The organism is Paraburkholderia sp. JHI869, assembly GCF_038900775.1.
GTDB lineage: Bacteria > Pseudomonadota > Gammaproteobacteria > Burkholderiales > Burkholderiaceae > Paraburkholderia.
This window is the reverse complement of sequence record NZ_JAYMSC010000008.1, coordinates 104908-128530: the sequence shown is the minus strand read 5'-3', so window position 1 is coordinate 128530 and position 23623 is coordinate 104908. Positions and strand designations below refer to the sequence as shown.

Here is a 23623-nt window from a genome sequence, read left to right as displayed (position 1 = left end):
GCGCGCCTTATGAAAAAATCCGGAGACAATCCGGGGACATTCGGGAGGCAGCCATCTTGATGCTTCGCTCGATACGCTACGTGCTCACCGTGGCGGAGTTGAAGAATTTCACGCGCGCGGCTGAAGTGCTGCACGTCTCGCAGCCGGCGCTCTCACAGCAGATCCGCCAACTGGAAAACGATCTTGGCGGCGCGCTGTTCGACCGCAGCGGACGCGCCATCAGCCTCACCGAATTCGGGCGCGTGTACATCGAACACGCGCGCCAGGCGCTCGCGCATCTCGACGCCGGCAAGCGCGCGCTGCACGAGGTGCGCGACCTCACGCGCGGCCTGCTGCGGCTCGCTTATACGCCCACGTTCGCCGAGTATCTGATCGGCCCCGCGCTGCGCAGCTTTCGCGAAGCGCATCCGGCAATCGCGCTCGACGTGAGCGAGCGGCCGCTGGAAGATATCGAAGGCGGACTCGAGCGCGATGAACTCGATCTCGGCATTGGCTTTACCGATGTGCGCTCCGACGAAATCGAAGTGCGGCCGCTCTTCGCCGAGCATATGGCGCTGCTCGTGGCCACGCGCCATCCGCTCGCGCGGCGCCGCGCGGAGGTCACGGCGGACCAGCTCGCCGCGATGCCGCTTGCGCTGCTGAGCCCCGACTTCGTGGTGCGGCGTTTCGCCGATGCCTATTTCCGCGCGCACCAGTTGATTCCGCGCGTGATGCTGCAGGCCAACTCGGTGGGCACGGTGCTCAAGCTCGTGAAGGAGGGCACGCTCGCCACGCTGCTGCCGTCGGCGGTGCTGCGCGAGCATCGCGGGCTCGTCACGCTGCCCGTCGTTCCCGCGTTGCCACAGCGTACCGTCGCGCTACTCAAGCGGCGGCATGCGTCGAGCACGCTCGCCGCCAATGCGTTTTCGGATCTGCTGCTCGAGTTGATTTCGCGGGAAGGGTTGGGCGAAGTTTGAGGCGCCTCGCGGCCCTCAGGGTTGATCGGACGAAAGCAGGTTGTGAAAGAAGTCCACCGCGTGCTGGCGGGTCGGCATCGCCCCGAGCGTGGCCGCCGGATCGAGCCCCGTGCGTCGTGCCGTGCCGCTCACGAGGCTTTGTTGCAGGTCGTTGAGCGGGCGCGCGAGATTCGTCGCGATAAAGCCAGAGGCGGGCGGTGCTGCGATGGCTGGCAGGTCGGCGCGCGGCGTATCGAGCGTGAGTAACGGAGCGAGCGTGGGCGCCGCTGCCACGCGCTTGCTCGTGAGCATGTCGGCAGGCGCGATGGCGAGACAGTCGCGCAGCGTGGCGAGAATCGACGTGTGATCGTAGGGCGTGTCGGTGGGCGAGCGGAACACGGTGCCGCGTGCGATATATGGCGAAACGACGACCGCCGGCACACGCACGCCAAAGCTGTCGAAGGCGAAGTTCTGGTCGCCCGGACTGCTTGCGGCATCGGGCGCCACGGCGTTCGCGGGCGGCAGCACGTGGTCGTAGGTGCCGCCGTGCTCGTCGTAGGTGATCACGAGCAGCGTTTCGGGCCACGCAGGCGATGTGCTCAGTGCGTGCCAGATGTCGTAGAGAAAGCTTTCCCCCGCATAGACGTCGTGCGGCGGATGCTGGTCGTTGGGGTCGAGCAGGAAGCGCGGCTCGATGAACGAATACTGCGGCAGCGTGTTGTTCTGGCAGTCCGAGACGAAGTTGCTGAAGCGCTGGAAGTTCGCCTTATATTTCGCATCCCATAACGTCGGGAACATCGTGAGCGTGAGCGAAGGCGCGACGAGCGCGGCGCTGTACACGGCCCAGCTCGCGCCTGCGTCGCCCAGCACGTTGAAGATGGTGCGCACCTGCCAGTCGAAAGGATCGGGCGGCGAGCCGTTGTCCACGTGACCGTTCGAGGTGCCCGCGTGGGCGAACGCGCGATTCGGCCAGGTCTGGCTCGGCACGCTCGCGAACCAGGCGTCCGAGACGGCGTATTCGCGCGCGAGCGTCGCGAGCACCTTCAACTGGTCGGGGCTGTGGCATTGCATGACCTGGCTTGCGTCCGTCGTCGTGGTCGTTTCGTAGTCTTGTACGAAGCCGGACATGGGCGATGCCCCGGCTGCGTTGCCGAGTAGCTGAACGCGCACGTTTGCGAACGTCTCCTGCGGATCGGGGTCGGGCAGCGTGGCTGTGGAGGCGGGTGTGGTGGCGGCGATGGTGCCGCCTGCCTTCGTTGGGTTGCTCAGGCCCGCCTTGAGTCCATCGAATGGCTGTTCCGCGCTGGCGGCGGGCAGGAAATGCGCGGGGCTGCTGCCGTTCGTGTACAAGCCGCCAAGCATCGTGTCAAACGAACGGTTCTCGAACATCACGACAACAACGTGTTTGATGTTCTGCAGGGACATGGGTTTCTCCGTCTCGGGGGCTGACGCAGAGTATTGGTGCAGCCGCACGCTTTCGGCAAGGTGCGGGAACCCTGAGAGAACCTGCCGATGCTTCTGGCGCGCCTACCGCACCCTCGCGCGCCAGATTTCGTGGGCGGCGCAAGTCGCCACAAAAACGCCGAACAACATCGCCACGACCGCAGCCGACTCGTACCCCGAGCCCGCATTGCCTCCCAGGGCGCGCAGCCACAGGCGCACGCTGGCTCCTGTCGCGACGAGCCCGATTGTGAGGCCGATGATCGCCAGGTTCGTGTGGCGCCACGAGCGCTGTCCATTCTTCATAATGCCCCCGCTGTGTTTGCCTTGGCGCCCGTACGAGGCGCCATAGGGGCACGATACGCCGCCAGATTTCCCGCGACATCTGCCGTCAATAATGTGGAGCCGGTGGCGCATGCAAACGCGCATGAAACCGCCGTGGGCAGCGGGGCGCCCATGCCTGTGGGATAATTACAAGTTCTGCCCAGAGCACAGCTCAAGAGGTTGTTCGCAAGGGCGTGCGTGGGGCCTTTATTCCCGTGGCCCGCTTACTTTCTGCGATTTTTCTTCTACAGCCACAATGCCCGCATACCGTTCCAAAACCTCCACCGCCGGCCGCAACATGGCAGGTGCGCGTTCCCTCTGGCGCGCCACCGGCATGAAAGACGAAGATTTTTCCAAGCCGATCATCGCCGTCGTCAACTCGTTCACCCAGTTCGTGCCCGGCCACGTGCACCTGAAAGACCTCGGCCAGCTCGTTGCGCGCGAAATCGAAGCCGCGGGCGGCGTGGCCAAGGAATTCAACACGATCGCCGTCGACGACGGCATCGCCATGGGCCACGACGGCATGCTGTATTCGCTGCCGAGCCGCGACATCATCGCGGATTCGGTCGAATACATGGTCAACGCGCACTGCGCCGACGCCATGGTCTGCATCTCGAACTGCGACAAGATCACCCCGGGCATGCTCATGGCCGCCATGCGCCTGAACATCCCCGTGATCTTCGTCTCGGGCGGCCCGATGGAAGCGGGCAAGACGCGCCTCGCGAATCCCGTGACCAAGGCCATCGAGGTCAAGAAGCTCGACCTGATCGACGCCATGGTGATCGCGGCCGACACCAAGTACTCCGACGCCGAAGTGGCCGAAGTCGAGCGCTCCGCCTGCCCGACCTGCGGTTCGTGCTCGGGCATGTTCACGGCCAACTCCATGAACTGCCTGACCGAGGCGCTCGGTCTCTCGCTGCCGGGTAACGGCACCGTGGTCGCCACGCACGCGGACCGCGAACAGCTCTTCAAGCGCGCTGGCAGCCGTATCGTCGAACTCGCGCGCCAGTACTACGAGCAGGAAGACGAGCGCGTGCTGCCGCGCTCGGTGGGCTTCAAGGCATTCGAAAACGCCATGACGCTCGACATCGCCATGGGCGGCTCGACCAACACCATCCTCCACCTGCTGGCCATCGCACAGGAAGCGGGCATCGACTTCGGCATGACCGACATCGACCGCCTTTCGCGCGTCGTGCCGCAGCTGTGCAAGGTCGCGCCGAACACGAACAAGTACCACATCGAAGATGTGCACCGCGCCGGCGGCATCATGGCGATCCTCGGCGAGCTGGAGCGTGCGGGCAAGCTGCACACCGACGTGCCGACCGTGCACACGCCGACGCTCGGCGACGCGCTCGAGCAATGGGATATCAAGCGCACGCAGGACGAAGCGGTCAAGACGTTCTACATGGCCGGCCCCGCAGGCGTTCCGTCGCAGGTGGCGTTCAGCCAGAACACGCGCTGGCCGAGCCTGGATTCGGACCGCGCCGAGGGTTGCATCCGCTCGTATGAGCACGCGTTTTCGAAGGAAGGCGGCCTCGCCGTGCTGACGGGCAACATCGCGCTCGACGGCTGCGTGGTGAAGACCGCAGGCGTGGACGACAGCATTCTCGTGTTCGAAGGCACGGCTCACGTGACCGAGTCGCAGGACGAAGCGGTCGAAAATATCCTCGCCGACAAGGTCAAGGCCGGCGACGTGGTGATTGTGCGCTACGAAGGCCCGAAGGGCGGCCCCGGCATGCAGGAAATGCTCTACCCGACCAGCTACATCAAGTCGAAGGGCCTCGGCAAGGCGTGCGCGCTGCTGACCGACGGCCGTTTCTCGGGCGGCACTTCGGGCCTCTCGATCGGCCACTGCTCGCCGGAAGCGGCGGCGGGCGGCGCAATCGGCCTCGTGCGCGACGGCGACAAGATCCGCATCGACATTCCGAATCGCACGATCAACGTGCTGGTGTCCGATGAGGAACTGGCGCGCCGCCGCGAAGAGCAGAACGCGAAGGGCTGGAAGCCGGCGAAAGCGCGTCCGCGCAAGGTGTCGGCGGCGCTGAAGGCCTACGCCAAGCTCGTGATGTCGGCAGACAAGGGCGCCGTGCGCGATCTCTCGCTGCTGGACGACTGAGCCTTTTAGGTAAGACGCGGGCCGCGCGGCTCGCCTCTCAGAAGCAGGGCGAAAAAAAATCGAGCCTCCCATGGGAGGCTCGATTCATTTGTGGTGCACGTCCCCCGCGCAACGCACGGGGGCGGTTTCCATCACTTACTTCGCAGCGGCTGCGAGTGCGGCGTTGAACGTCGCGCTCGGGCGCATGACTTCAGCGAGCTTCGCGAAGTCCGGCTTGTAGTAGCCGCCGATGTCGACCGGCTTGCCCTGAACAGCGGCCAGCTCGCCCACGATCTTCTGCTCGTTTTCGGCCAGCGCCTTCGCGAGCGGCGCGAAGTGAGCGGCGAGTTCCGCGTCGTCCTTCTGCGCGGCCAGTTCCTGCGCCCAGAACATCGAGAGGTAGAACTGGCTGCCGCGGTTGTCCAGCTCGCCGGTCTTCGGCGACGGGCCCTTGTTGTTGTCGAGCAGCTTGCCGGTGGCGGCGTCGAGCGTCTTCGCGAGCAGCTTGGCGCGCGCGTTGCTCGTCTTGATGCCGAGGTCTTCCAGCGACACGGCCAGCGCGAGGAATTCGCCGAGCGAGTCCCAGCGCAGGTGGTCTTCCTGAACCAGCTGCTGAACGTGCTTCGGAGCCGAACCGCCCGCGCCCGTTTCGTACATGCCGCCGCCCGCCATCAGCGGAACGATCGAGAGCATCTTCGCCGAGGTGCCCAGTTCCATGATCGGGAACAGGTCGGTGAGGTAGTCGCGCAGGATGTTGCCCGTGACCGAGATCGTGTCCAGACCGCGGATCACGCGCTCGAGCGTGTAACGCATGGCGCGCACTTGCGACATGATCTGGATGTCGAGACCCTTCGTGTCGTAATCCTTCAGGTACTCTTCGACCTTCTTGATCACTTCGTTTTCGTGCGGACGGTACGGGTCGAGCCAGAACACGGCAGGCGTGTTCGAGTTCTTCGCGCGCGTGACGGCGAGCTTGACCCAGTCGCGGATCGGCGCGTCCTTCACGAGGCACATACGCCAGATGTCGCCTTGCTCGACCGGCTGCGTGAGCGCTTCGAGCACTTCGCCCGTGGCGTTGTCGACGATGCGCGCCGTGCCGTCCTGCGTGACCTCGAACGTCTTGTCGTGCGAACCGTACTCTTCAGCCTTCTGCGCCATCAGGCCGACGTTCGGCACCGTGCCCATCGTGCGCGGGTCGAATGCGCCGTTGGTCTTGCAGAAGTTGATGATTTCCTGGTAGATGCGCGCGAACGTGCTTTCCGGAATCAGGCACTTCGTGTCGGCCGGACGGCCGTCGGCGCCCCACATCTTGCCGCCTGCGCGGATCATGGCCGGCATCGAAGCGTCGACGATCACGTCGTTCGGTGCGTGCAGGTTCGAGATGCCCTTGGCCGAGTCGACCATGGCGAGCGCCGGACGGTGCTCGTGGCAGGCGTGCATGTCGCGGATGACTTCTTCGCGCTGCGATTCCGGCAGCGTTTCGATCTTCGTGTAGAGATCGACGAGGCCGTTGTTGACGTTCACGCCCAGTTGCTCGAACAGCTTGGCGTGCTTCGCGAACGCATCCTTGTAGAACGTGCGCACGGCGTGGCCGAACACGATGGGGTGCGAGACCTTCATCATGGTCGCCTTCACGTGCAGCGAGAGCATGACGCCGGTCTTGCGCGCGTCTTCCATCTGGTCTTCGTAGAACGCGAGCAGGTGCTTCTTGCTCATGAACATGCTGTCGACGATTTCGCCGGCTTGCAGCTTGACCTTCGGCTTGAGGACGATGGTTTCGCCGCTCTTCGTCACGAGTTCCATGCGGACTTCGCGGTCCTTGTCGTTCGTGATCGACTTTTCGCCGTGGTAGAAGTCGCCGTGCTTCATGTGCGCGACGTGGGTGCGCGAAGCCATGCTCCACTCGCCCATGCTGTGCGGGTGCTTCTTCGCGTAGTTCTTGACTGCGAGCGGTGCGCGGCGGTCCGAGTTGCCTTCGCGCAGCACCGGGTTCACGGCCGAACCGAGGCACTTCGAATAGCGCTTCTGGATAGCCTTTTCTTCGTCGGTCTTCGGATCTTCGGGGAAGTCAGGGACCTTGTAGCCCTTGCCCTGAAGTTCCTTGATCGCGGCGACGAGCTGCGGCACCGATGCGCTGATGTTCGGCAGCTTGATGATGTTCGTTTCCGGCGACTGCGTGAGACGGCCCAGTTCGGCCAGATTGTCCGGCACGCGTTGGTCTTCCGTGAGGAATTCCGGGAACTCGCCGAGGATACGGCCCGCAACGGAGATATCGCTGGTCTCGACGTTCACGCCGGCCGGCGCAGCGAAGGTGCGGATGATCGGCAGAAACGCGCTGGTGGCGAGCAGCGGCGCTTCATCGGTCAGGGTATAGATGATGGTGGGTTGCTGGGTACTCATCGGCTTCTTGGCGGGGTTCAAAAACGGGGTGATAACACCACCGGCTGCGCGCAGTCGGCGAAACACCTGGATTTTGCCTCAATTTGCAGCGGGCCGGGGGCCAACCGTGCATGTATTTCACATCGTGGAAAGCGCTTGCGCAATGTTAATTGACAAGAAAATCGGCGCGTTTGCCTTGATCGGCCGGCCGTGCGCTGAAAACGTTTCCGCGCCGGAGGCCCTTTGTATAAGGCTTTGCGGGGCGTGGCGGCCAATATGACCCCCACTCCGAGGTTTTATTGATCGCACCCTTGATTGGCTGTCAAGCTGGTAAAGACCCTTGTGAAAAGAGAAGTGAATCGGGGAGTCTTATATAAGAATTTTGCTCCTCAAGGTCCTCCGAAGTCCGCAATAACGGTTGCCTTGCTAATCAATTCGTGGTCTCATTCCCTCATGTTCGATCACTGCCTTTACTTCAATTCGTCGGCGCTCGCCCGCCTGGTCGAGCGCGAGTGGAGCGCCGCCTATGCGCCGTTCGGCCTGACGCCCGCGCAAGGCTTCGTGCTGCGCGTCGTGCTTGCGAAGCCTGGGTGCCTCGCGAGCGACGTCGCGCAAACGCTCGGCATCGCTCGGCCCACGGCGACGCGGCTGGTGGACAACCTGTGCGAGAAGGACTTGCTCGAGCGCCGCCAGGGCGAGGCCGACGGCCGCGAATGGGGGCTCTTTCCCACGGCGAGCGGCGCGGCGCTCGACGGACCGATCAACGGCGCGAGCGCCGACGTGGCGCGCCGCCTGCGCGCGCAGGTGGGCCCGGACCTGTTCGAGTCGACGGTGACCGGCATGCGCAAGATACGCAAGGGACTCGCGTAAGGCGTTCGCGCCTTTTTTTAAGATCAAATGGTTGCCTTGCTAATCAAAAAGGAGAGCAGCGATGAACGAAGCGGCGCTAAAAGGGACGGGCGGAGAAACCTGGCGTTGGGCGATCGGTGTGGCGATCGCCGCGCTGGCGGTGGGCGGCGTGGTTGCGGCAATTTTCGCGATGCCGCGTGCCATGGAGGCGAACAACCGCGCGTGCGTCACGGCTTACGCCAACGATCTGCACGCGGATCTCGCCGCGTTCGCGCAAGACCCGGCGTGGCAGGCGCACTACGTCGAGGCGCTTACGGCGTGCTCGCGCTAAACGGGCGCGCCGCCGCTATCCCTTCGCTCGCTGCGCGACATGCTCTATCCGGTCCCGCACGACGCCAATCGCCTGCTTGAGCGCGTATACGTCCTGAAAATAGCGATACGGGATCCGTATCTGGCTCGCGCTCGCGTCGATGTTTTCGATCTCGTCGATCCATTGCGCGATCTGCGACTGGGGCGGCTCGCGGTTCTGCCAGACTTCGTCTTCGAGCGCCTTGATTTCGCGGTACCAGACTACGAGTCGTTTTTTCGTCCGCGCTTCGACGAGGCGTGGCAATGCCTGAATCAGGCCGATCAGGAGCGCTGCGAACGGCACGAGGATCAGCAGCCGCCGTTCGATCAGACTCGCGAGCCAGAACGGCAGATAGCGGTAAAGGAATGGCTGGCCTGACTTGAAGTAGCGCACGCTTTCATCGGAAATCGGGAATTCTTCCGTCTTCAGATTGGGGAATGTGCCGAGCGGCGTGAAGTAGTCTTCGCCACCGTGAACCGTATGGGCCGCGTCGAGCAGCAGATAGACGAGCGCGGGATGCATCGTGTTCTTCGATACGAGCAGCGCCGTTGCCGCGAGCAGCGTGACGTCGGTGCGCGGCAGATCTTCAGCGACACTTGTCGACGCACGCGGCAGGACGATCTTCGAAAGTGACGGGAATTTTTGAACCAGCGCATCGGCCTGCGCAAAACTCATCAACTTGAGCGGGCTGTTCAGCAGTGTCTTCTGCATGTCGGCGTCGGGCCTGCCGATGAAGAACGCTGCGTCGATCCGGCCGCTTTCGAGCCCCTGATACGCCGCGGGGGCATCCATTTGCAGCAATGTGGAGTTCTGGCTCGTGATGCCGCTATAGCTGAGCAATACCTGTGCAACGTTAAGCAGGCCACTGCCTGGCACGCCTATCGAAATCTTCTTGCCGCGGAGTTGCGATAACCGGTCGACCGTGGCGTCGCCGCGATAGAACACCCAGATCGGTTCATACGAGACGGCGGCGATGGTCTGGAGATTGTCTGTATCCTTCGGGGTGGTGGTGCCCGACTGGATGAAGCCGACTTCGTAGGCGCTGTTCGGGTCTCTCAGGCGCTCATAATTTTCCACCGAGCCGGACGAGCTGCGGATGACGAGTTTGATGCCCGCGCGCTTCAGGATAGGCGCATAGCGATCGGCAAAGCCGCGATAGATGCCGTTGTCCGCACCGCTCGTCATGACGATGGTGCGCTGGAACGCCGGTTCGACCACGATAGTCAGCAGCCAGCCAGCGGCAGCTAACAGAACGATTACGCCGATGATCGCAAGGCGCCGCCTCGCCCTCGACATGGGCGCTTTCTGGCTGCGGTGCAGCGCTGGATTGTGTCTGGGCATCGTGACCCACGCCTCCAGGTTCGCCGTAGTAGATGCGCTTACGATACCAACGAATCGAACTGGGTGGTGGCGCAAGCGCAGGCGCCGTGGCTGCCCTTATCACGCTGGAACGCCAGATGATTGTGCGCACAACGGAAATCCGCGAAAGACGAAGCGCGTCGAAGATCAACGGATGATCGGGTGCCGGCACGCGTGGCCGAGGCGCTGAGCGAAAGCCCGCGCCAGGCGCCACGCGTAACCTCACGCTCAAGCGCGGTTCAGGAACGCAAGCAGATCGGCGTTGACCTGGTCGGCCATCGTCGTGCACATGCCGTGCGGGCCGCCGGGGTAGATCTTGAGTGTCGCGTCTTTCACGATCTTGGCGGAGAGCTTGCCCGCGTCGTCGATCGGCACGATCTGGTCGTCGTCGCCGTGCAGGATCAGCGTGGGCACGTCGAACTTCTTGAGGTCTTCGGTGTAATCGACTTCGGAGAATTCATGCACGCAGTCGTGCAGCGCGAGAATGCCGCCCCACATGCCCTGCTGCCAGAACGAATCGATCACGCCTTGCGAGACCTTCGCGCCGCTGCGGTTGTAGCCGTAGAACGGCGTGGCGAGGTCCTTGAAAAACTGCGAGCGGTCGTCGATCACGCCCTTGCGGATGCCGTCGAACACGTCCTTGGGCAGGCCGCCCGGATTCTTCTCGCTCTTGATCATGATGGGCGGCACCGCGCCGATCAACACCGCGCCCGACACGCGCTTCGTGCCGTGGCGGCCAATGTAGCGCGCGACTTCGCCGCCGCCGGTGGAGTGGCCAACGAGCGTGGCGTCCTTCACGTCGAGCTTGTCGAGCAGGTCGGCGAGGTCGTCGGCCCAGGTGTCCATGTCGTTGCCCTTGGCGGGCTGATCGGAGCGGCCGTGGCCACGGCGGTCGTGTGCGATCGTGCGAAAGCCGTTTTGCACGAGAAAGAGCATTTGGGCGTCCCACGCGTCGGCGGTGAGCGGCCAGCCGTGGGAGAAAACGACGGGCTTGCCGCTGCCCCAGTCCTTGTAGTAGATCGACGTGCCATCGCGGGTGGTGAGGGTGCTCATAGGAAACGCTCCAGTTTCTATCTACAGCATCACGAAGCAGACGGACGCCGGCGCATTCGCGCACAGTCGCGCTTCGTGCGGCGGATGATGGCGGCGTCCAGGGATGGGCATTGCGTGTGGAACGTGCCGGAACCTGCGCGTCATGGAACGAGGCAGGAGACACGTGGCTCAGTATAGAGAGAACGCTTGAGCGATGACGCGAGGGTGTGCGGCCCTGCGCTGCGGATGTTTGCAGACGGCTCCTGAACTTCTGTGCATGTGCACGGCTAAGCCGTTTCCGCGCCGACCGCATCGCGCAAATAATCGCCGAGAAAGTCGACGAAACTGCGCAGCTTCGCCGAGAGCTTGTTGCGCTCGAGATAGATCGCATGAATATCGGCGTTCGGCAGCGCCCAGTCCGTGAGCAGCGGCACGAGCTCGCCACGCTCGATATGCTCGCCGATTTCCCACTGCGAGCGCACGACGATGCCGCGAGCGTCGAGTGCCCAGCGCAGCACGGCGCTGCCGTCGTTGCTCGAGAGCGCGCCGTCGACCTTCACGGTTTCCACGCGCTTGCCCCGCGAAAAGTGCCACGTGCCGTATGCCGAGTCGTTTTCGCGCAGCACGATGCACGCGTGGCGCGTCAGATCGTGCGGCGCTGCTGGCTTGCCGTGCCGCTTCAAATACGCGGGCGATGCGCACACGACGCGCCGGTTCTTCAGCAGCAAACGCGCATTGATGCGCGCGTCTGGCACCTCGCCGAAGCGGATGCCGAGATCGAAGCCTTCTTCCTGCAGGCTGAGCGGCCGCTCTGTCAATTGCAGCTGAATCTTCATCGACGGAAAACGCTCGACGTAAGCCGACACCGCGGGCGCGACATGGGCGCGGCCGAAACCGAACGACGCGTTCACGCGCAGCAGCCCGGCCGGTTCGCCGCGGCTACGGGTGACGAGTTGTTCCAGTTCCGAGAGTTCGTCGAGGATGCGCGAACCGTTCGCGAGATAGAGCTCGCCTTCCGGCGTAAGCGAAAGGCGCCGTGTGGTGCGGTTCACGAGCCGCACGCCCAGGCGCTGCTCCAGTTGCGCGAGCCGCTTGCTCACGGCAGGCGGCGTGACCCCCAGCTCGCGCGCGGCTGCCGCCAGATTGCGGTTGCGCGCCACGAGCGCAAAGAGATTCAGATCGGAAAAAGCATCCATGGCGCCGCCCCGGTGTCTTGCGCGATTCGTTCCTGAAAGTTACGACCGGATTGCTTTTGCGGAAACCCAATCGCCCAGGGCATCAATTAGACTGCATGCAACCTCGGGAGGCAAGCATGTTCGACGGTTTCAAGGACGCTTCGGCAGACATCGAAGGCGTTCGCATTCACGCAATCCAGGGCGGACGCGGCCCCGCGCTCCTGCTCCTGCACGGCCATCCGCAAACGCACGCCATCTGGCACAAGGTCGCGCCCACGCTGGCCGAGCACTTCACGGTGGTCGCCGCCGACCTGCGCGGCTACGGCGACAGCGGCAAACCGCAGGGCACTCCCGACCACGCCAACTACGCGAAGCGCCGCATGGCGCTCGATCAGGTTGCGCTCATGCGCGGCCTCGGCTTCACGTCGTTCGCCGTCATGGGCCACGACCGGGGCGGACGCGTCGCCGCGCGCATGGCGATCGATCATCCCGACGCGCTCACGCAGCTCATCACGCTCGACGTCGCGCCAACCGTCGCGATGTACGAGCAGACGTCGTTCGAATTCGCGCGCGCTTACTGGCACTGGTTCTTTCTCGTGCGCCCGGCGCCGTTTCCGGAAACGCTGATCCGCGCCGACCCCGATCTGTATCTGAAGCAGACCATGGGCGCACGCAGTGCGGGGCTTGCGCCGTTCGCGCCCGAGGCCTACGCGGAATATTTGCGCTGCCTCTCGGACCCGGCGACGGCACACGGAATCTGCGAGGACTACCGGGCGTCGATCACCATCGACCTCGAACACGACCGCGCGGATCTGGCGGCGGGCAAGCGCATTCAGTGTCCGTTCCTCGCGTTGTGGGGTGCGCACGGCACGGTGGGCCAGTGCTTCGATCCGCTGGCGGAATGGCGTAGCTGGAGCGCCAGCGTGAGCGGCGAGGCGCTGCCGTGCGGTCACTACCTCGCGGAAGAAGCGCCCCAGTTGCTCCTCGAACGCGTGCTGCCATTCCTTCAGCGCTGATTCGTTCGTTAGTCATTTTTCAGTCGGGCTTCATCATGTCCTCACACACGTTTTACCGGAAACTGGTTGATTCGCACACCGTATCGATCATCGACGCCGAGCACGTTCTGCTCTACGCCGATCTGCACATCATGAACGAATACACGAGCCCGCAAGCCTTCGCGGGCCTGCGTGAGAAGGGCCTGCGCGTGCGGCGTCCGCGCCAGCAGATGGGCGTGGTCGATCACGTGATTCCGAGCAAGCCGATGCCCGTGGCCGCGCGCACGATCGAGATCGTCGACGCCGCGAAGCAGGCCGCAAATTTCACGCGCAACTGCGTGGAGCAGGGCATTCATCTGTTCGATATCCACGACCCCATGCAGGGCATCGAGCACGTGGTCGCGCCCGAGATCGGGTTGACTCGCCCCGGCATGGTCGTGCTGTGCGGCGACAGCCACACAACGACCTACGGTGCACTGGGCGCACTTGGGTTCGGCATCGGCACCTCGGAAGTCGAGCACGTCCTGGCGACGCAGACGCTCGTTTATCGCGTGGCGAAGGACATGCGCATCGTCGTGGACGGCGCGCTGCCGCCGGGAACGACTTCGAAGGATCTCGTGCTGCACATCATTGCGAAGATCGGCGCGCAGGGCGCGCGCGGCTACGCCGTCGAATACGCGGGCGAAGCGATCGCCGGGCTTTCCGCCGAGGCGCGCATGACCCTGTGCAACATGACTGTGGAAGCCGGCGCGCGCGCCGCGCTGATCGCGCCGGACCGCACGACGCTCGACTACGTGGCCAGCAAAGTGCGCGACCTCGATGCAAAAACGCTCGACGCCGCGTGCCATGCATGGTCGAAACTGCGCTCCGACGACGACGCGCATTTCGAAGTGGAGCATCGCTTCGACGCCGCGCGCGTCGCGCCTTACGTGACATGGGGCACGAGTCCGGACCAGGCGGTGCCCGTGGACGGCCGCATTCCCGAAGCGGCGGATGGCGCGGGTCTCGACGCCGCGACGCTGCACAAGGCGCTCGATTACATCGGCTTGCCCGGCGGCGCGCCGATCGAGGGCACGCCTATCGACCGTGTGTTCATCGGCTCCTGCACGAATGCGCGCATCGAGGATCTGCGCGCCGTCGCCCAGGTCGTGCGCGGCCGCAAGGTGGCGGCGACCGTACGCGCGATGGTCGTGCCGGGTTCGGGCATGGTGCGCGACCAGGCCGAACGTGAAGGCATTGCGCAACTGCTGATCGACGCGGGCTTCGAGTGGCGTCAGCCGGGCTGCTCGATGTGCCTGGCGATGAACGACGACGTGCTCGCGCCGGGCGAGCGCTGCGCCTCGACCACGAATCGCAATTTCGAAGGGCGCCAGGGGCGCGACAGCAAAACGCATTTGATGAGCCCCGCGATGGCCGCCGCCGCGGCGATTGCGGGCCGCATCGTCGACATTCGCAAGGAGCTTGCACATGGCTAAGCCGTACATGATCTCGGGCATCGCCGCGCCGCTGCCGGTCAACAACCTCGATACCGATCAGATCATGCCCAAGCAGTTTTTGCTCGGCATCGATAAATCGGGGCTCGCGCGCGGGCTGCTATACGACTTGCGTTTCGATGCCGATGGCCGCGCGCGTGAGGCTTTCGTGCTGAATCGCCCGGAATATCGTGGCGCGAAGGTGCTGATCGGCGGCTCGAACTTCGGCTGCGGATCGAGCCGCGAGCACGCTGTGTGGGGCCTGCAGCAGGCGGGTTATGAAGCGGTCATCGCGCCGAGTTACGGCGAGATTTTCTATTTCAATTCGACGAACAACCGGCTGCTGCTCGTCACGTTGCCGCCGGAACAGGTCGAAGCGCTGGTCGCGGAGATCGCAAGCGGCGACGACAAGCACGTGTCGATCGATGTCGAAAACGAAGTCGTGATCGCGCCTTCTGGACAGCGCTATGCGTTCTCGCTGCCGGCGCGACAGAAGCAGATGTTCGTGGAAGGGCTCGACATGATTGGAATGACGCTGCGCCAACAGGAAGCGATCGACGCATTCGAAGCGAAGCACTGGACCGCGCAGCCGTGGTGCCGCATCGATCTGCCGGCGCAGCAGCAGCGCGGCTAACCCAAATTCATAACCAAACCGTTCGTGCGGCGACGCACGCAACGGCACAGAGGCGCACTGACCGCCACACGCGGCAAGTGCGCTCATACGGAGACACCCCATGAACATTGCCGCAGTCCATCCGCAGGACACCGCCACGCTCGAGCCCAGCGTCGTGCGCAAGGTCTCACGGCGCATCACGCCGTTCATCATCGTCCTGTATTTCCTGAGCTTTCTGAACCGCGTGAACGTCGGCTTCGCGGGGCTCACGATGAATCACGACATTGGGCTCACGCAGGCCATGTTCGGCGTAGGCGCGGGGATTTTCTTCGTCGGCTATATCGCGGCGGGCATGCCGTCCAATCTGGCGTTGCAGCGCGTTGGCGCGCGCAGATGGATCGCACTGCTGATGGTTGCGTGGGGCCTGCTTTCCGCGGCCACGGCGTTCGTCACAGGCCCGTACAGCTTCTACACGCTGCGCTTCGTGCTCGGCCTCGCCGAAGCGGGCTTCTTTCCCGGCATCATTCTCTACCTGAGCTTCTGGTTCCCCGCGCGTCATCGCGCATTCGTCACGGCGATGTTCATGACCGCCGCGCCGCTCTCGAACATGATCGGCTCGCCCATCTCGGGCGCGCTCATGAGCCTGGAGGGCGTGGCGCATCTGCACGGCTGGCAGTGGCTCTTCCTCGTCGAAGGCGCGCCGACCGTGTTGCTCGGCATCGTTTCGTACTTCTATCTGACTGACCGGCCCGAGGACGCGCAGTGGCTCGCACCCGCCGAGCGCCAGTGGCTGAGCGGCGAAATGCGGCGCGAACGCGAGGCGAAGGCGGCACAGAGCAAGTCGAGCGTGTGGGGCGCCGTGAAGGACCCGCGCGTGCTGCTGCTCGCGCTCGTCTATGCGGGCACGTCGACCGGGCTCTACGCCATCGGCATCTGGGCGCCGATGATCATTCACCGCTTCGGCTTCAGCTACTTCGAACTGGGCATCGTGAACGCGATCCCGAATCTGTTCGCGGTCGTGACGATGGTGCTCTGGGCGCGCAACTCGGACCGCACGAACGAGCGCCGCCTGCACGTTGCGATTGCGTGTTTCGCGGCCGGTATCGGCATGCTGCTGTCCGGGCACGCCACCAACGCCATCGTGCTGATTGTCGGGCTTTCGATCGCGAACTTCGGCATCAACGCGGCGAAGCCGCCGCTCTGGAGTATGCCCACGCAGTTTCTCTCGGGCTCCGCAGCCGCTGCGGGCATTGCGATCATCAACGCGATGGGCAGCCTCATCGGCGGCACGATCGGCCCGATGGTAATCGGCCGACTGCGCGACCTGAGCGGCGACTATTCGCTGGGGCTGTATTTCGTGAGCGCCACGCTGCTCGTTTCGGCTGTGCTCGCGTATGCGTTCGGGTTGCAAGCACGGCGTAAGTCAATGATTTAAAAAGATATAGCCGATCCGGATACTTCCAGTTGCGTCTCTCGTATCGTGCCGGTCCTAAGATCGATCTGCCGCCTGACCGATGTGGGTCACGAAAGAAGTTACCAGGGCGCCCATTCAATCTGGATAGATAGGATCACTAACATGGTTTTACGCAAGAGACCCGTCAACATCGGCCTGATCGGCGCTGGCCGCATCGGCTCCTTTCATGCTGAGACGGTCGCACGCCGCCTCGTCGACGCGAACCTGGTCGCCATTGCCGATCCGGCGCGTGGTGCGGCCGCGAGGCTGGCGGCCCACCTCGACGTCGATCACGCGTACACGGACGTGGCGCAACTGCTCGCGCAGCCGGAGCTGGACGCCGTCATCATCGCGACGCCCGCGCGCTTTCATACGAACCTCGTCGTGCAGGCCGCCGAAGCGGGTAAAGCGATCTTCTGCGAAAAGCCGATGGCGCTCACGCTGGAAGAAGCCGACCGCGCAATCGCCGCTGCGCGCGCGGCCGAAGTGCCGCTGCAAGTGGGCTTCAACCGTCGCTGGGACCAGGCGTTCGCGCAGGGCCACGCGGCAGTCGAGGCGGGCAAGATCGGCGCGCCGCAACTGTTGCGTTCGCTCACGCGCGATCCCGGCCCGTTCGGCGGCGATCCCGAGCGCATTCCGCTCTGGACCATTTTTTACGAAACGCTGATCCACGATTTCGACACGCTCTTGTGGCTCAACGCAGGCGCACGCGCCGTGGAAGTCTATGCGGCTGCCGACGCGCTCGTGCGCCCCGACGCAAAAGAGCAAGGTTTTCTGGACACGGCGGTCGTGACCATTCGATTCGACAACGGCTCGATTGCCGTGGCGGAGGCGAACTTCTCGGCGCTCTACGGCTACGACATTCGGGGCGAAGTCTTCGGCCCTGGCGGCATGGTGACGATGGGCGACGTGCGCCGCTCCAGCATGACGCTGTTCGACGCGAGCGGCGCATCAAACGACACGTGGCGCCGCGACACGGACCATTTCGTGGCGGGTTACACGGCGCAGCTTGCGTCGTTTGCGCGGGCCGTGCGCGAGCGCGAGCCGGTGGCAGGGCCGGGCGGCGAGGACGCGCGCCGTGCGCTCGCCATCGCACTGGCCTGCATCGAATCAGTCACGAAACGGGCCCCCGTAGCCGTGAAATGAGCGGGCGCGGCCCTCGCTGCCTGCAGCGAGGGCCAGAAGAAGCACTGTACGGTTCGGACATCGTAAAACGCGCCATACGCGATAATCGCCCTTTATCGATTCCCGCATCGCTCGTATGTCAACGCCTGAACCGGCTTCTTCGGGGCACTCCTGGTGGGGCGTGCTCGTATTGGCGCTTTCGGCCTTCATTTTCAACACGACCGAATTCGTGCCGGTCGCGCTGCTGAGCGCCATTGGCGAGAGCCTCGACATGAAGCCGACCGACGTCGGCCTCATGCTGACGATCTACGCGTGGACGGTGGCCGTGGCGTCGCTGCCCTTGATGCTGCTTACGCGCAACGTCGAACGCCGCAAGCTGCTGACGTGGATATTCGCGCTCTTCGTCGTCAGCCATATCGTGACTGGCGTCGCGTGGAACTTTACGGTGCTGATGGTGGGCCGGATCGGCATTGCCTTTGCGCACGCCATATTCTGGTCGATCTCCGTTTCGCTGGTGGTGCGGCTCGCGCCGCCCGGCAACAAGAGCCGGGCGCTCGCCATGCTCGGCATGGGCACGTCGATCGCCATGGTGGCGGGCATTCCGCTTGGGCGCGTGATAGGCGAGACGCTGGGCTGGCGGCAGACGTTCTTCGTCATTGCGGGCGCTGCGGCGGTTGCGCTGCTCATGTTGCGCGTGATGCTGCCCGTGTTGCCAAGCCAGCAAACGGGCTCGTTCAGCAGCGTACCCGTGCTGTTCAGAAAGCCGATGCTGGCCTCGCTCTATCTGCTGACGATACTTGTCGTGACCGCGCATTTCACGTCGTACACGTATATCGAGCCCTTCATTCACACCGTGGGCCACGAAAGCAGTCAACGCGTCACCTATATCCTGATCCTGTTCGGCAGTGCCGGCATTCCCGCGGCCATTTTCTTCAATCGCCTGTATCCGCGCGATCCGGCGAAGTTTCTGCAAGCGGCCGTGGTCGCCGTGTGCGTGTGCCTGCTCGTGCTGTTTCCCTCCGCGCTGAGCATCGTCACGCTGTCCGTTCACACGCTGGTATGGGGCGGCGCGATCGTCTCGTTCGGCCTTGCCATGCAGGCATGGGTGCTCAAGCTCGCACCCGAAGCCGCGGACCTCGCCGTATCGATCTATTCCGGCCTCTATAACGCGGGGATCGGCGCGGGGGCGCTGCTTGGCAATCATATTGCCAACGGCTTTGGCGTGTCGTGGGTCGGCAGCTTCGGCGGCGTGGTGGGCGGTCTCGGGGCAGGGGTGTGCTGGCTCGCGTTGCGCATGTATGCGCGGGCGCATCCTTCAGCGCACTGATTCGCCGTGCGCGGCGACGGCGCTGCGAAGCTGCGCGACGCCTGCGTCGATATCTGCATGCTCGTTGAAAAGCAGCGCTTCGAGGTGCGTGCTGAGCAATTCCACCAGCGCGTGATAAGCGGGAACGGCGGGCGACGGAAATGCCGCGACGCGACGCGCGCTCATGAGCTGGTCCATCACCCCGATCACGCGATTGCGTTGCAGCACGTACCGGTCCTCCGCCACCGAGTAGCGCGCATTGCCTGCCGCGCCCTGGAGCACGAAGTACTTCATCATCTCCGGAGAACCAAGCGTTTCAACCGCTTGCCAGGCGAGCCGCACCGCGTGGTCGTCGCAAGCTGCGGGTATCGCAAGCAATGCGCCGCCTAGCGGGGAGAGCGGCGTCATGTCCTTGTGAATGGTGGGATGTTCGAGCAAACCGATGCTCGCGCCGATCTCCAGCAGCTTGTGTCCGTCCAGCGTGCCATAGCGATTCGACCAGTGATAGCACATGGCCGCATTGCCGCTGCCGAAGATCTGCACGCTGCGCGCCCAATGGTTGGCGCGCAGATTTCCCGGCGAATAAGGGATGAGTGCGCGTAAGTACTCAACGACGCTTTTGCACGCCGCCGCGTCCAGCTCCAGCGCGTTGCCACTCATCAGAACGCCGCCTTGTGCGCCGAGAATCTGCAGAAACATCTCCGCGAGCGGGAGGCCTGGCGCGGCCGTCCACGTTATGCCGAAGCGGCCCCGGCTCGGCCGGTGCAGCAGGCTCGCGCAGCGAATCACGTCTTCGAAAGTCCGTGGCGGCTGCAGTCCTTCGGCATCGAAAAGATCCTTGCGGTACCAGAGGAAGTCCACGGTCGGCTGAATGGGTATGCCGTGCAGACGTCCGCCGCTCCATCCGGCCTGCCAGACTGCGTCGTAGAAGTCGGAACCCGATACGGTACTGCCCGCGGCGAGCGCCTGGAGGTCGAGCAACTGGCCGCGGCTGCTCATCTCGGCGAGCCATGGGAATGGAATGGCGACGACCACCGGCCCGCTCCCGCTCGACGGATCGGCAAGCGTGGCTTCGAGTACCGCGCGATACGCGTCCTGCGCATAGGTGGAGATCTGCACGCGCATGCCGAGGAAGCGCTCGATATCGGTGCGGTTCTGCTTGAGAATGTCGAAAACGGGATCGGCGTAGGCGAGCAGCGTGAGTTCGATATTCCCGTCGAAGCCCGACGCCGCCGGGCGCGGCCACGCGATCTCGGCGGGCGCGGCGAGGCCTGCTGTGTCGAAACGGTCGACGGCGCGCGGGTCCACGGCGTCCATCAGCAGCTTGATCGTTTGCCCGGTGATACTGTCCAGATGCGCCAGAAGCCGCTCGGAAGGCAGCACGTGCTCGCGGCTCTGCCCGGCCGAAATGGGCTTGAACTGGATGAGCCCTTGCGCCTTGAGCGCGAAGATGACGCGCCGCGCGGTGGTGCGCGGCATGCCCGAACTGTCGGCCAGTGACGTGATCGTCGTTTGACGCTTGCCCAGAAAGTTTTGCAGCACCGTACTGAGGATCGGCCAGCTTTCGTGCGCGGCGTCGCCGAACTCGCTGCGTAAGATGCCGGAAAGCTTGTCGATCACGGCGATCGCCGCGTAGCGGTCGCGAGCATGCATGGTTCGGCGCTCCTGCTCGTGGATGAACTGATGCCGAGTCTAGCAGAGGCGCTTCACAAGTCGCTGATTTATTGACGGATAGCCAATATGAACATTTTGGTGCGGCGATGGTGGTGCGAAACCGTTTTACTATTTTGCTGCCGGCCAACAGGCTGAATTTTCCGATTTAATAAGGAATGCATATGTTTACTCTCGCAGTGTGCGCCGAGATGGTCTTTCGTGATTTGCCAGTGATCGAGCGTGTTCGGCGTATCAGCGAGCTGGGCTTCGAGGTCGAGATCTGGGACTGGACCCGGCACGATATCGGCGCGCTGGCGCGCAGCGGCGCGAAGTTTTCGTCGATGACGGGTTATATCGAAGGCGACCTGATCACCGAAAGCGGCGCCGACGCGCTCCTGCGCACGGCGGAGCAATCGATCGAAGTCGCGAAGCGCCTTGCGTGTCCGCGCCTGAATCTGCACGGCACCGGGCTCGATGCCCAAGGCTTGCCCGTTACGCCGGTGCCGGTCGTGACCGGCGAAATGTGGCTAGCCGCGCAGAATACGCTTGCGCGTATTGCCGAACTGGGCGCGCGGCACGACGTGGTGTTCTGCCTCGAGAACCTCAACACCGAGGTCGATCATCCGGGCGTGCCGTTCGCGCGCGCCGCCGACACGCTGGCGCTCATCAAGGCCGTCGATAGCCCGCATCTGCGCCTGAATCTCGACCTGTATCACGCGCAGATCGGCGAGGGCAATCTGATCGAACTCGTGCGCCGGGCCGCGCCGTACATCGGCGAAATCCAGGTGGCCGATGTGCCGGGGCGCAAGGAGCCCGGCACCGGCGAGATCCACTATCCCGCGATCGCACGCGCGCTTGCCGCGCTCGGTTATCGCGGGACGATCGGGCTGGAAGCCTGGGCAAGCGGCGACGACGCACTCGCGCTCCGGCGCTTTCGCGAGGCGTTCACATTGGCGTAGCGCGAGGCGTGTCGTCTTCCACGGGAGGAAACGTCAGCACCACGGCAAATCCGCCCTCGGGGGGAAACGCAAAGTTCACGCGGCCACCGTGCGCTTTCATCACCGCTTGCACGATGGCGAGCCCAAGGCCCGAGCCCGTGGTGCGCTCCGCACCTTCCTGGCCGATGCGCTCGAACGGACGCAACGCGGCGTCCCAGTGTTCGCGCGCGATGCCGCCGCCGTTGTCGGTCACGGTCAGCGTGACGGCGTCCTGCGAAGCGCTCACGGTCACGACGATATCGTCGGCCTTGCCGTGCAGCAGCGCGTTGTGCAGCACGTTCGAGAGCGCTTCCTGCAGGCTCACTGGGTCGCCCGCGATCCACACTTGCGGCGCGCTGCTTTCGAACGCCACTTTCACGTCGCGCTCGTCGGCGAGCGGAATGGTGCGGCCCAGCACTTCTCTGGCGAGCTTCGCCAGGTCTACGCGCTGCAGCGGGACCATTTCCGTGCGATGGATCACCATCGCGTGATTGAGCAACTGGCCAGTGAGCCGGCCCACGTCCGAGCAGGTGGCGCGCAACGCTTCGAGGCGCGCCGCGTGGCGCGCGGGATCTGACTCGGTGCTGAGCAATTCGATCTGCGCGTCGAGCCGCGCGATTGGCGTACGCATCTGGTGCGCCGCGTCGGCAATGAAGCGCTGCATGGCCGTCATGCGTTCGGCGAGGCGGCCAATCAACCCGTTGATGGCGCCGATCAGCGCGTTGATCTCGCTTGGCGTGTCGTGCGCCACGGGCCGCAGGTCGGCCGGATCGCGCGCGGCGATGATCTGCTCGATCTGCGCGAGCGGGCGCAGACCGCGCCGGATCGCGAGACCGCTCGCACCAATGGCGAGCACGCTCATCAGCAGGATGAGCGTCCAGACCTTGAAGCTCATGTCGTTCGTGAGTTGCTGACGCGCGTGCGTGGTCTGCGCGACGGTGACGAGGGCCCAGCCGGGCGGCCGGGCGTCCGGCATGTAGCGCCCGATGGTCGCCGTGCGCACGCGCTCACCCTGATAACGCCCGTTCGCGAAGGTCGGACCCTGGCGCGCGCTCAGCGTGCTGGCGGGACCGGGAAGGTCGCCATAGCCCGCGACGACGAGGCCGCGCGCATCGACCACCTTGTAGTAGACGACGTCATAGCGCGAGAGCGTGGAGAGCGCGGCCACCGGCGGATTGAGCGCGAGCACGCCGCCCTGCACGTAGAGGTTTTCGGCGACCTGGATGGTTGCGCCCGCAAGTAGTTGATCGTAGGCGCGCTCGGAGGCGACGCCCGCGTAATAGCGCGCGATACCCGCGAGCGCCGCCGCGCCCGACGCCACGACGAGCGCGATGAACAGCAGCGTGCGGCCGAGCAGCGTTTTCGGGAACCAGTCAAAGCGCGGCAATTTGATATCCCATGCCGCGCGCCGTGCGGATTTCCACCGAGCTGCCCTGCAGCTTCTTGCGCAAGCGCGTGACGTATTGCTCGACCGCGTTGGCGGTCGGCTCGTTGCCGTAGCTGAACAACTGGTTCAGCAGTTCCTCCTTCGGGAAGATGCGTTGCGGACGGCTCGCAAGGATTTCGAGCAGCGCGAATTCCTGACGCGAGAGCGAAAGCGGTTTGCCGTCGAGTTCGGCGAGCCGGCTGCTGCGGTCGATTGCAAGACCACCGATCCTGACTACATCGTTCGCGTGTCCGCTATTGCGACGCAGGAGCGCCTGCACGCGCGCTTCGAGTTCGCGATAGTCGAACGGCTTGACGAGGTAGTCGTCGGCGCCGAGGCCGAGGCCGCTTACGCGGTCGTCGATGGCCGAGCGCGCGGTGAGCAGGAGCACTGGCGTGGTCGAGCCCGCCGCACGCAGGTTGCGCAGGATCGCGAAGCCGTCCATGGCGGGAAGCATCACGTCGAGCACGACCAGGTCGAAGCGTTCGACGCCAAGCAGGCTGTTCGCCGTGGCGCCGTTCGCTTCGAGGTCCACCGCGTGACCGAGGCGCGCGAGGCGGCTGCGGACCGCCGCGCCGATTTCCGCGTCGTCCTCTACCACCAGAATGCGCATGATGCGGTTCCTGCCGAAATCTTCATGGGTGCGATTGCGGGTTTTCCCCGAGG

At 64.4% G+C, this 23623-nt stretch carries 20 protein-coding genes; 11 read left to right on the top strand and 9 right to left on the bottom strand.

All coding sequences use genetic code 11. The features are described from left to right. Positions 1 to 59: 59 nt before the first annotated feature. A complete protein-coding gene (gene cynR, locus VSR72_RS16195; RefSeq protein WP_342953350.1) occupies positions 60 to 956 on the top strand; it encodes a transcriptional regulator CynR in 897 nt (298 codons plus the stop codon). A 15-nt stretch (positions 957 to 971) separates the two neighbouring features. Here the strand turns inward: cynR and VSR72_RS16190 are convergent, their stop codons facing one another. Next, positions 972 to 2360, bottom strand: coding sequence for an alkaline phosphatase family protein (locus VSR72_RS16190; protein WP_342953349.1), 1389 nt, complete (start codon positions 2358 to 2360; stop codon positions 972 to 974). Positions 2361 to 2462: 102 nt separating this feature from the next. After that, complete coding sequence (locus VSR72_RS16185; RefSeq protein ID WP_342953348.1) at positions 2463 to 2681, bottom strand: hypothetical protein; 219 nt, start codon at positions 2679 to 2681, stop codon at positions 2463 to 2465. 274 nt (positions 2682 to 2955) lie between these two features. On the opposite strand from VSR72_RS16185, the gene ilvD reads away from it, so the two are divergent. Continuing rightward, positions 2956 to 4815, top strand: a complete 1860-nt coding sequence (gene ilvD, locus VSR72_RS16180) for a dihydroxy-acid dehydratase (protein WP_342953347.1) — start codon at positions 2956 to 2958, stop codon at positions 4813 to 4815. Between the two features lie 135 nt (positions 4816 to 4950). Here ilvD and VSR72_RS16175 read toward each other — a convergent pair whose 3' ends face one another. Continuing rightward, positions 4951 to 7194, bottom strand: a complete 2244-nt coding sequence (locus tag VSR72_RS16175) for an NADP-dependent isocitrate dehydrogenase (RefSeq protein WP_342953346.1) — start codon at positions 7192 to 7194, stop codon at positions 4951 to 4953. A gap of 432 nt (positions 7195 to 7626) precedes the next feature. Between VSR72_RS16175 and VSR72_RS16170 the strand changes: the two genes are divergently transcribed. Continuing rightward, positions 7627 to 8043, top strand: coding sequence for a MarR family winged helix-turn-helix transcriptional regulator (locus tag VSR72_RS16170; protein ID WP_342953345.1), 417 nt, complete (start codon positions 7627 to 7629; stop codon positions 8041 to 8043). Between the two features lie 61 nt (positions 8044 to 8104). Beyond that, positions 8105 to 8353 (top strand): hypothetical protein, encoded by a 249-nt coding sequence (locus tag VSR72_RS16165; RefSeq protein WP_342953344.1) that lies wholly within the window; start codon positions 8105 to 8107, stop codon positions 8351 to 8353. A 15-nt stretch (positions 8354 to 8368) separates the two neighbouring features. Here the strand turns inward: VSR72_RS16165 and VSR72_RS16160 are convergent, their stop codons facing one another. The 3 genes from VSR72_RS16160 to VSR72_RS16150 all read right to left on the bottom strand — a co-directional run bounded on the left by VSR72_RS16160 (position 8369) and on the right by VSR72_RS16150 (position 11958). After that, positions 8369 to 9667, bottom strand: a complete 1299-nt coding sequence (locus VSR72_RS16160) for a TAXI family TRAP transporter solute-binding subunit (RefSeq protein WP_342953487.1) — start codon at positions 9665 to 9667, stop codon at positions 8369 to 8371. A 291-nt stretch (positions 9668 to 9958) separates the two neighbouring features. Then, positions 9959 to 10783: an alpha/beta hydrolase gene (locus VSR72_RS16155; protein WP_342953343.1), complete on the bottom strand. Its 825-nt coding sequence runs from the start codon at positions 10781 to 10783 to the stop codon at positions 9959 to 9961. 266 nt (positions 10784 to 11049) lie between these two features. Further along, positions 11050 to 11958, bottom strand: a complete 909-nt coding sequence (locus tag VSR72_RS16150; protein ID WP_342953342.1) for a LysR family transcriptional regulator — start codon at positions 11956 to 11958, stop codon at positions 11050 to 11052. Between the two features lie 116 nt (positions 11959 to 12074). Between VSR72_RS16150 and VSR72_RS16145 the strand changes: the two genes are divergently transcribed. The 6 genes from VSR72_RS16145 (at position 12075) to VSR72_RS16120 (ending at position 18922) form a co-directional block, all read left to right on the top strand. Continuing rightward, on the top strand, positions 12075 to 12953 hold the full coding sequence (locus VSR72_RS16145; protein ID WP_342953341.1) for an alpha/beta hydrolase: 879 nt from the start codon (positions 12075 to 12077) through the stop codon (positions 12951 to 12953). Positions 12954 to 12988: 35 nt separating this feature from the next. Then, on the top strand, positions 12989 to 14407 hold the full coding sequence (gene leuC / locus VSR72_RS16140; RefSeq protein ID WP_342953340.1) for a 3-isopropylmalate dehydratase large subunit: 1419 nt from the start codon (positions 12989 to 12991) through the stop codon (positions 14405 to 14407). Beyond that, positions 14400 to 15038: a 3-isopropylmalate dehydratase small subunit gene (gene leuD, locus VSR72_RS16135; protein ID WP_342953339.1), complete on the top strand. Its 639-nt coding sequence runs from the start codon at positions 14400 to 14402 to the stop codon at positions 15036 to 15038. The genes leuC and leuD overlap by 8 nt, the downstream gene beginning before the upstream one ends. 100 nt (positions 15039 to 15138) lie before the next feature. Next, the gene (locus tag VSR72_RS16130) at positions 15139 to 16452 is read left to right on the top strand and encodes an MFS transporter (RefSeq protein WP_342953338.1); all 1314 of its coding nucleotides are present in this window, start codon (positions 15139 to 15141) and stop codon (positions 16450 to 16452) included. Between the two features lie 141 nt (positions 16453 to 16593). Continuing rightward, positions 16594 to 17616: a Gfo/Idh/MocA family oxidoreductase gene (locus VSR72_RS16125; protein ID WP_342953337.1), complete on the top strand. Its 1023-nt coding sequence runs from the start codon at positions 16594 to 16596 to the stop codon at positions 17614 to 17616. Between the two features lie 115 nt (positions 17617 to 17731). Beyond that, the gene (locus VSR72_RS16120) at positions 17732 to 18922 is read left to right on the top strand and encodes a sugar transporter (RefSeq protein WP_342953336.1); all 1191 of its coding nucleotides are present in this window, start codon (positions 17732 to 17734) and stop codon (positions 18920 to 18922) included. On the opposite strand, the gene VSR72_RS16115 is transcribed toward VSR72_RS16120, so the two are convergent. Beyond that, positions 18911 to 20554 carry an extracellular solute-binding protein gene (locus tag VSR72_RS16115; RefSeq protein ID WP_342953335.1) on the bottom strand — a complete coding sequence of 548 codons (1644 nt, stop codon included), beginning with the start codon at positions 20552 to 20554 and terminating at the stop codon, positions 18911 to 18913. The genes VSR72_RS16120 and VSR72_RS16115 overlap by 12 nt on opposite strands. Positions 20555 to 20736: 182 nt before the next feature. Between VSR72_RS16115 and VSR72_RS16110 the strand changes: the two genes are divergently transcribed. Beyond that, a complete protein-coding gene (locus VSR72_RS16110; RefSeq protein ID WP_342953334.1) occupies positions 20737 to 21513 on the top strand; it encodes a TIM barrel protein in 777 nt (258 codons plus the stop codon). On the opposite strand, the gene VSR72_RS16105 is transcribed toward VSR72_RS16110, so the two are convergent. Next, entirely contained in the window at positions 21500 to 22918 is a 1419-nt protein-coding gene (locus VSR72_RS16105) for a sensor histidine kinase (RefSeq protein ID WP_342953333.1), read from the bottom strand. The two genes, VSR72_RS16110 and VSR72_RS16105, sit on opposite strands and share 14 nt — an antisense overlap. Next, the gene (locus VSR72_RS16100) at positions 22905 to 23570 is read right to left on the bottom strand and encodes a response regulator transcription factor (protein WP_342953332.1); all 666 of its coding nucleotides are present in this window, start codon (positions 23568 to 23570) and stop codon (positions 22905 to 22907) included. Before VSR72_RS16100 ends, VSR72_RS16105 begins: the two co-directional genes overlap by 14 nt. Positions 23571 to 23623 lie beyond the last annotated feature (53 nt).

Bases quoted from the DNA above. Each gene is read 5' to 3' on its own strand.
- cynR (WP_342953350.1), top strand. From the start codon at position 60: ATGCTTCGCTCGATACGCTACGTGCTCACCGTGGCGGAGTTGAAGAAT.
- VSR72_RS16190 (WP_342953349.1), bottom strand. From the start codon at position 2,360: ATGTCCCTGCAGAACATCAAACACGTTGTTGTCGTGATGTTCGAGAAC.
- VSR72_RS16185 (WP_342953348.1), bottom strand. From the start codon at position 2,681: ATGAAGAATGGACAGCGCTCGTGGCGCCACACGAACCTGGCGATCATC.
- ilvD (WP_342953347.1), top strand. From the start codon at position 2,956: ATGCCCGCATACCGTTCCAAAACCTCCACCGCCGGCCGCAACATGGCA.
- VSR72_RS16175 (WP_342953346.1), bottom strand. From the start codon at position 7,194: ATGAGTACCCAGCAACCCACCATCATCTATACCCTGACCGATGAAGCG.
- VSR72_RS16170 (WP_342953345.1), top strand. From the start codon at position 7,627: ATGTTCGATCACTGCCTTTACTTCAATTCGTCGGCGCTCGCCCGCCTG.
- VSR72_RS16165 (WP_342953344.1), top strand. From the start codon at position 8,105: ATGAACGAAGCGGCGCTAAAAGGGACGGGCGGAGAAACCTGGCGTTGG.
- VSR72_RS16160 (WP_342953487.1), bottom strand. From the start codon at position 9,667: ATGTCGAGGGCGAGGCGGCGCCTTGCGATCATCGGCGTAATCGTTCTG.
- VSR72_RS16155 (WP_342953343.1), bottom strand. From the start codon at position 10,783: ATGAGCACCCTCACCACCCGCGATGGCACGTCGATCTACTACAAGGAC.
- VSR72_RS16150 (WP_342953342.1), bottom strand. From the start codon at position 11,958: ATGGATGCTTTTTCCGATCTGAATCTCTTTGCGCTCGTGGCGCGCAAC.
- VSR72_RS16145 (WP_342953341.1), top strand. From the start codon at position 12,075: ATGTTCGACGGTTTCAAGGACGCTTCGGCAGACATCGAAGGCGTTCGC.
- leuC (WP_342953340.1), top strand. From the start codon at position 12,989: ATGTCCTCACACACGTTTTACCGGAAACTGGTTGATTCGCACACCGTA.
- leuD (WP_342953339.1), top strand. From the start codon at position 14,400: ATGGCTAAGCCGTACATGATCTCGGGCATCGCCGCGCCGCTGCCGGTC.
- VSR72_RS16130 (WP_342953338.1), top strand. From the start codon at position 15,139: ATGAACATTGCCGCAGTCCATCCGCAGGACACCGCCACGCTCGAGCCC.
- VSR72_RS16125 (WP_342953337.1), top strand. From the start codon at position 16,594: ATGGTTTTACGCAAGAGACCCGTCAACATCGGCCTGATCGGCGCTGGC.
- VSR72_RS16120 (WP_342953336.1), top strand. From the start codon at position 17,732: ATGTCAACGCCTGAACCGGCTTCTTCGGGGCACTCCTGGTGGGGCGTG.
- VSR72_RS16115 (WP_342953335.1), bottom strand. From the start codon at position 20,554: ATGCATGCTCGCGACCGCTACGCGGCGATCGCCGTGATCGACAAGCTT.
- VSR72_RS16110 (WP_342953334.1), top strand. From the start codon at position 20,737: ATGTTTACTCTCGCAGTGTGCGCCGAGATGGTCTTTCGTGATTTGCCA.
- VSR72_RS16100 (WP_342953332.1), bottom strand. From the start codon at position 23,570: ATGCGCATTCTGGTGGTAGAGGACGACGCGGAAATCGGCGCGGCGGTC.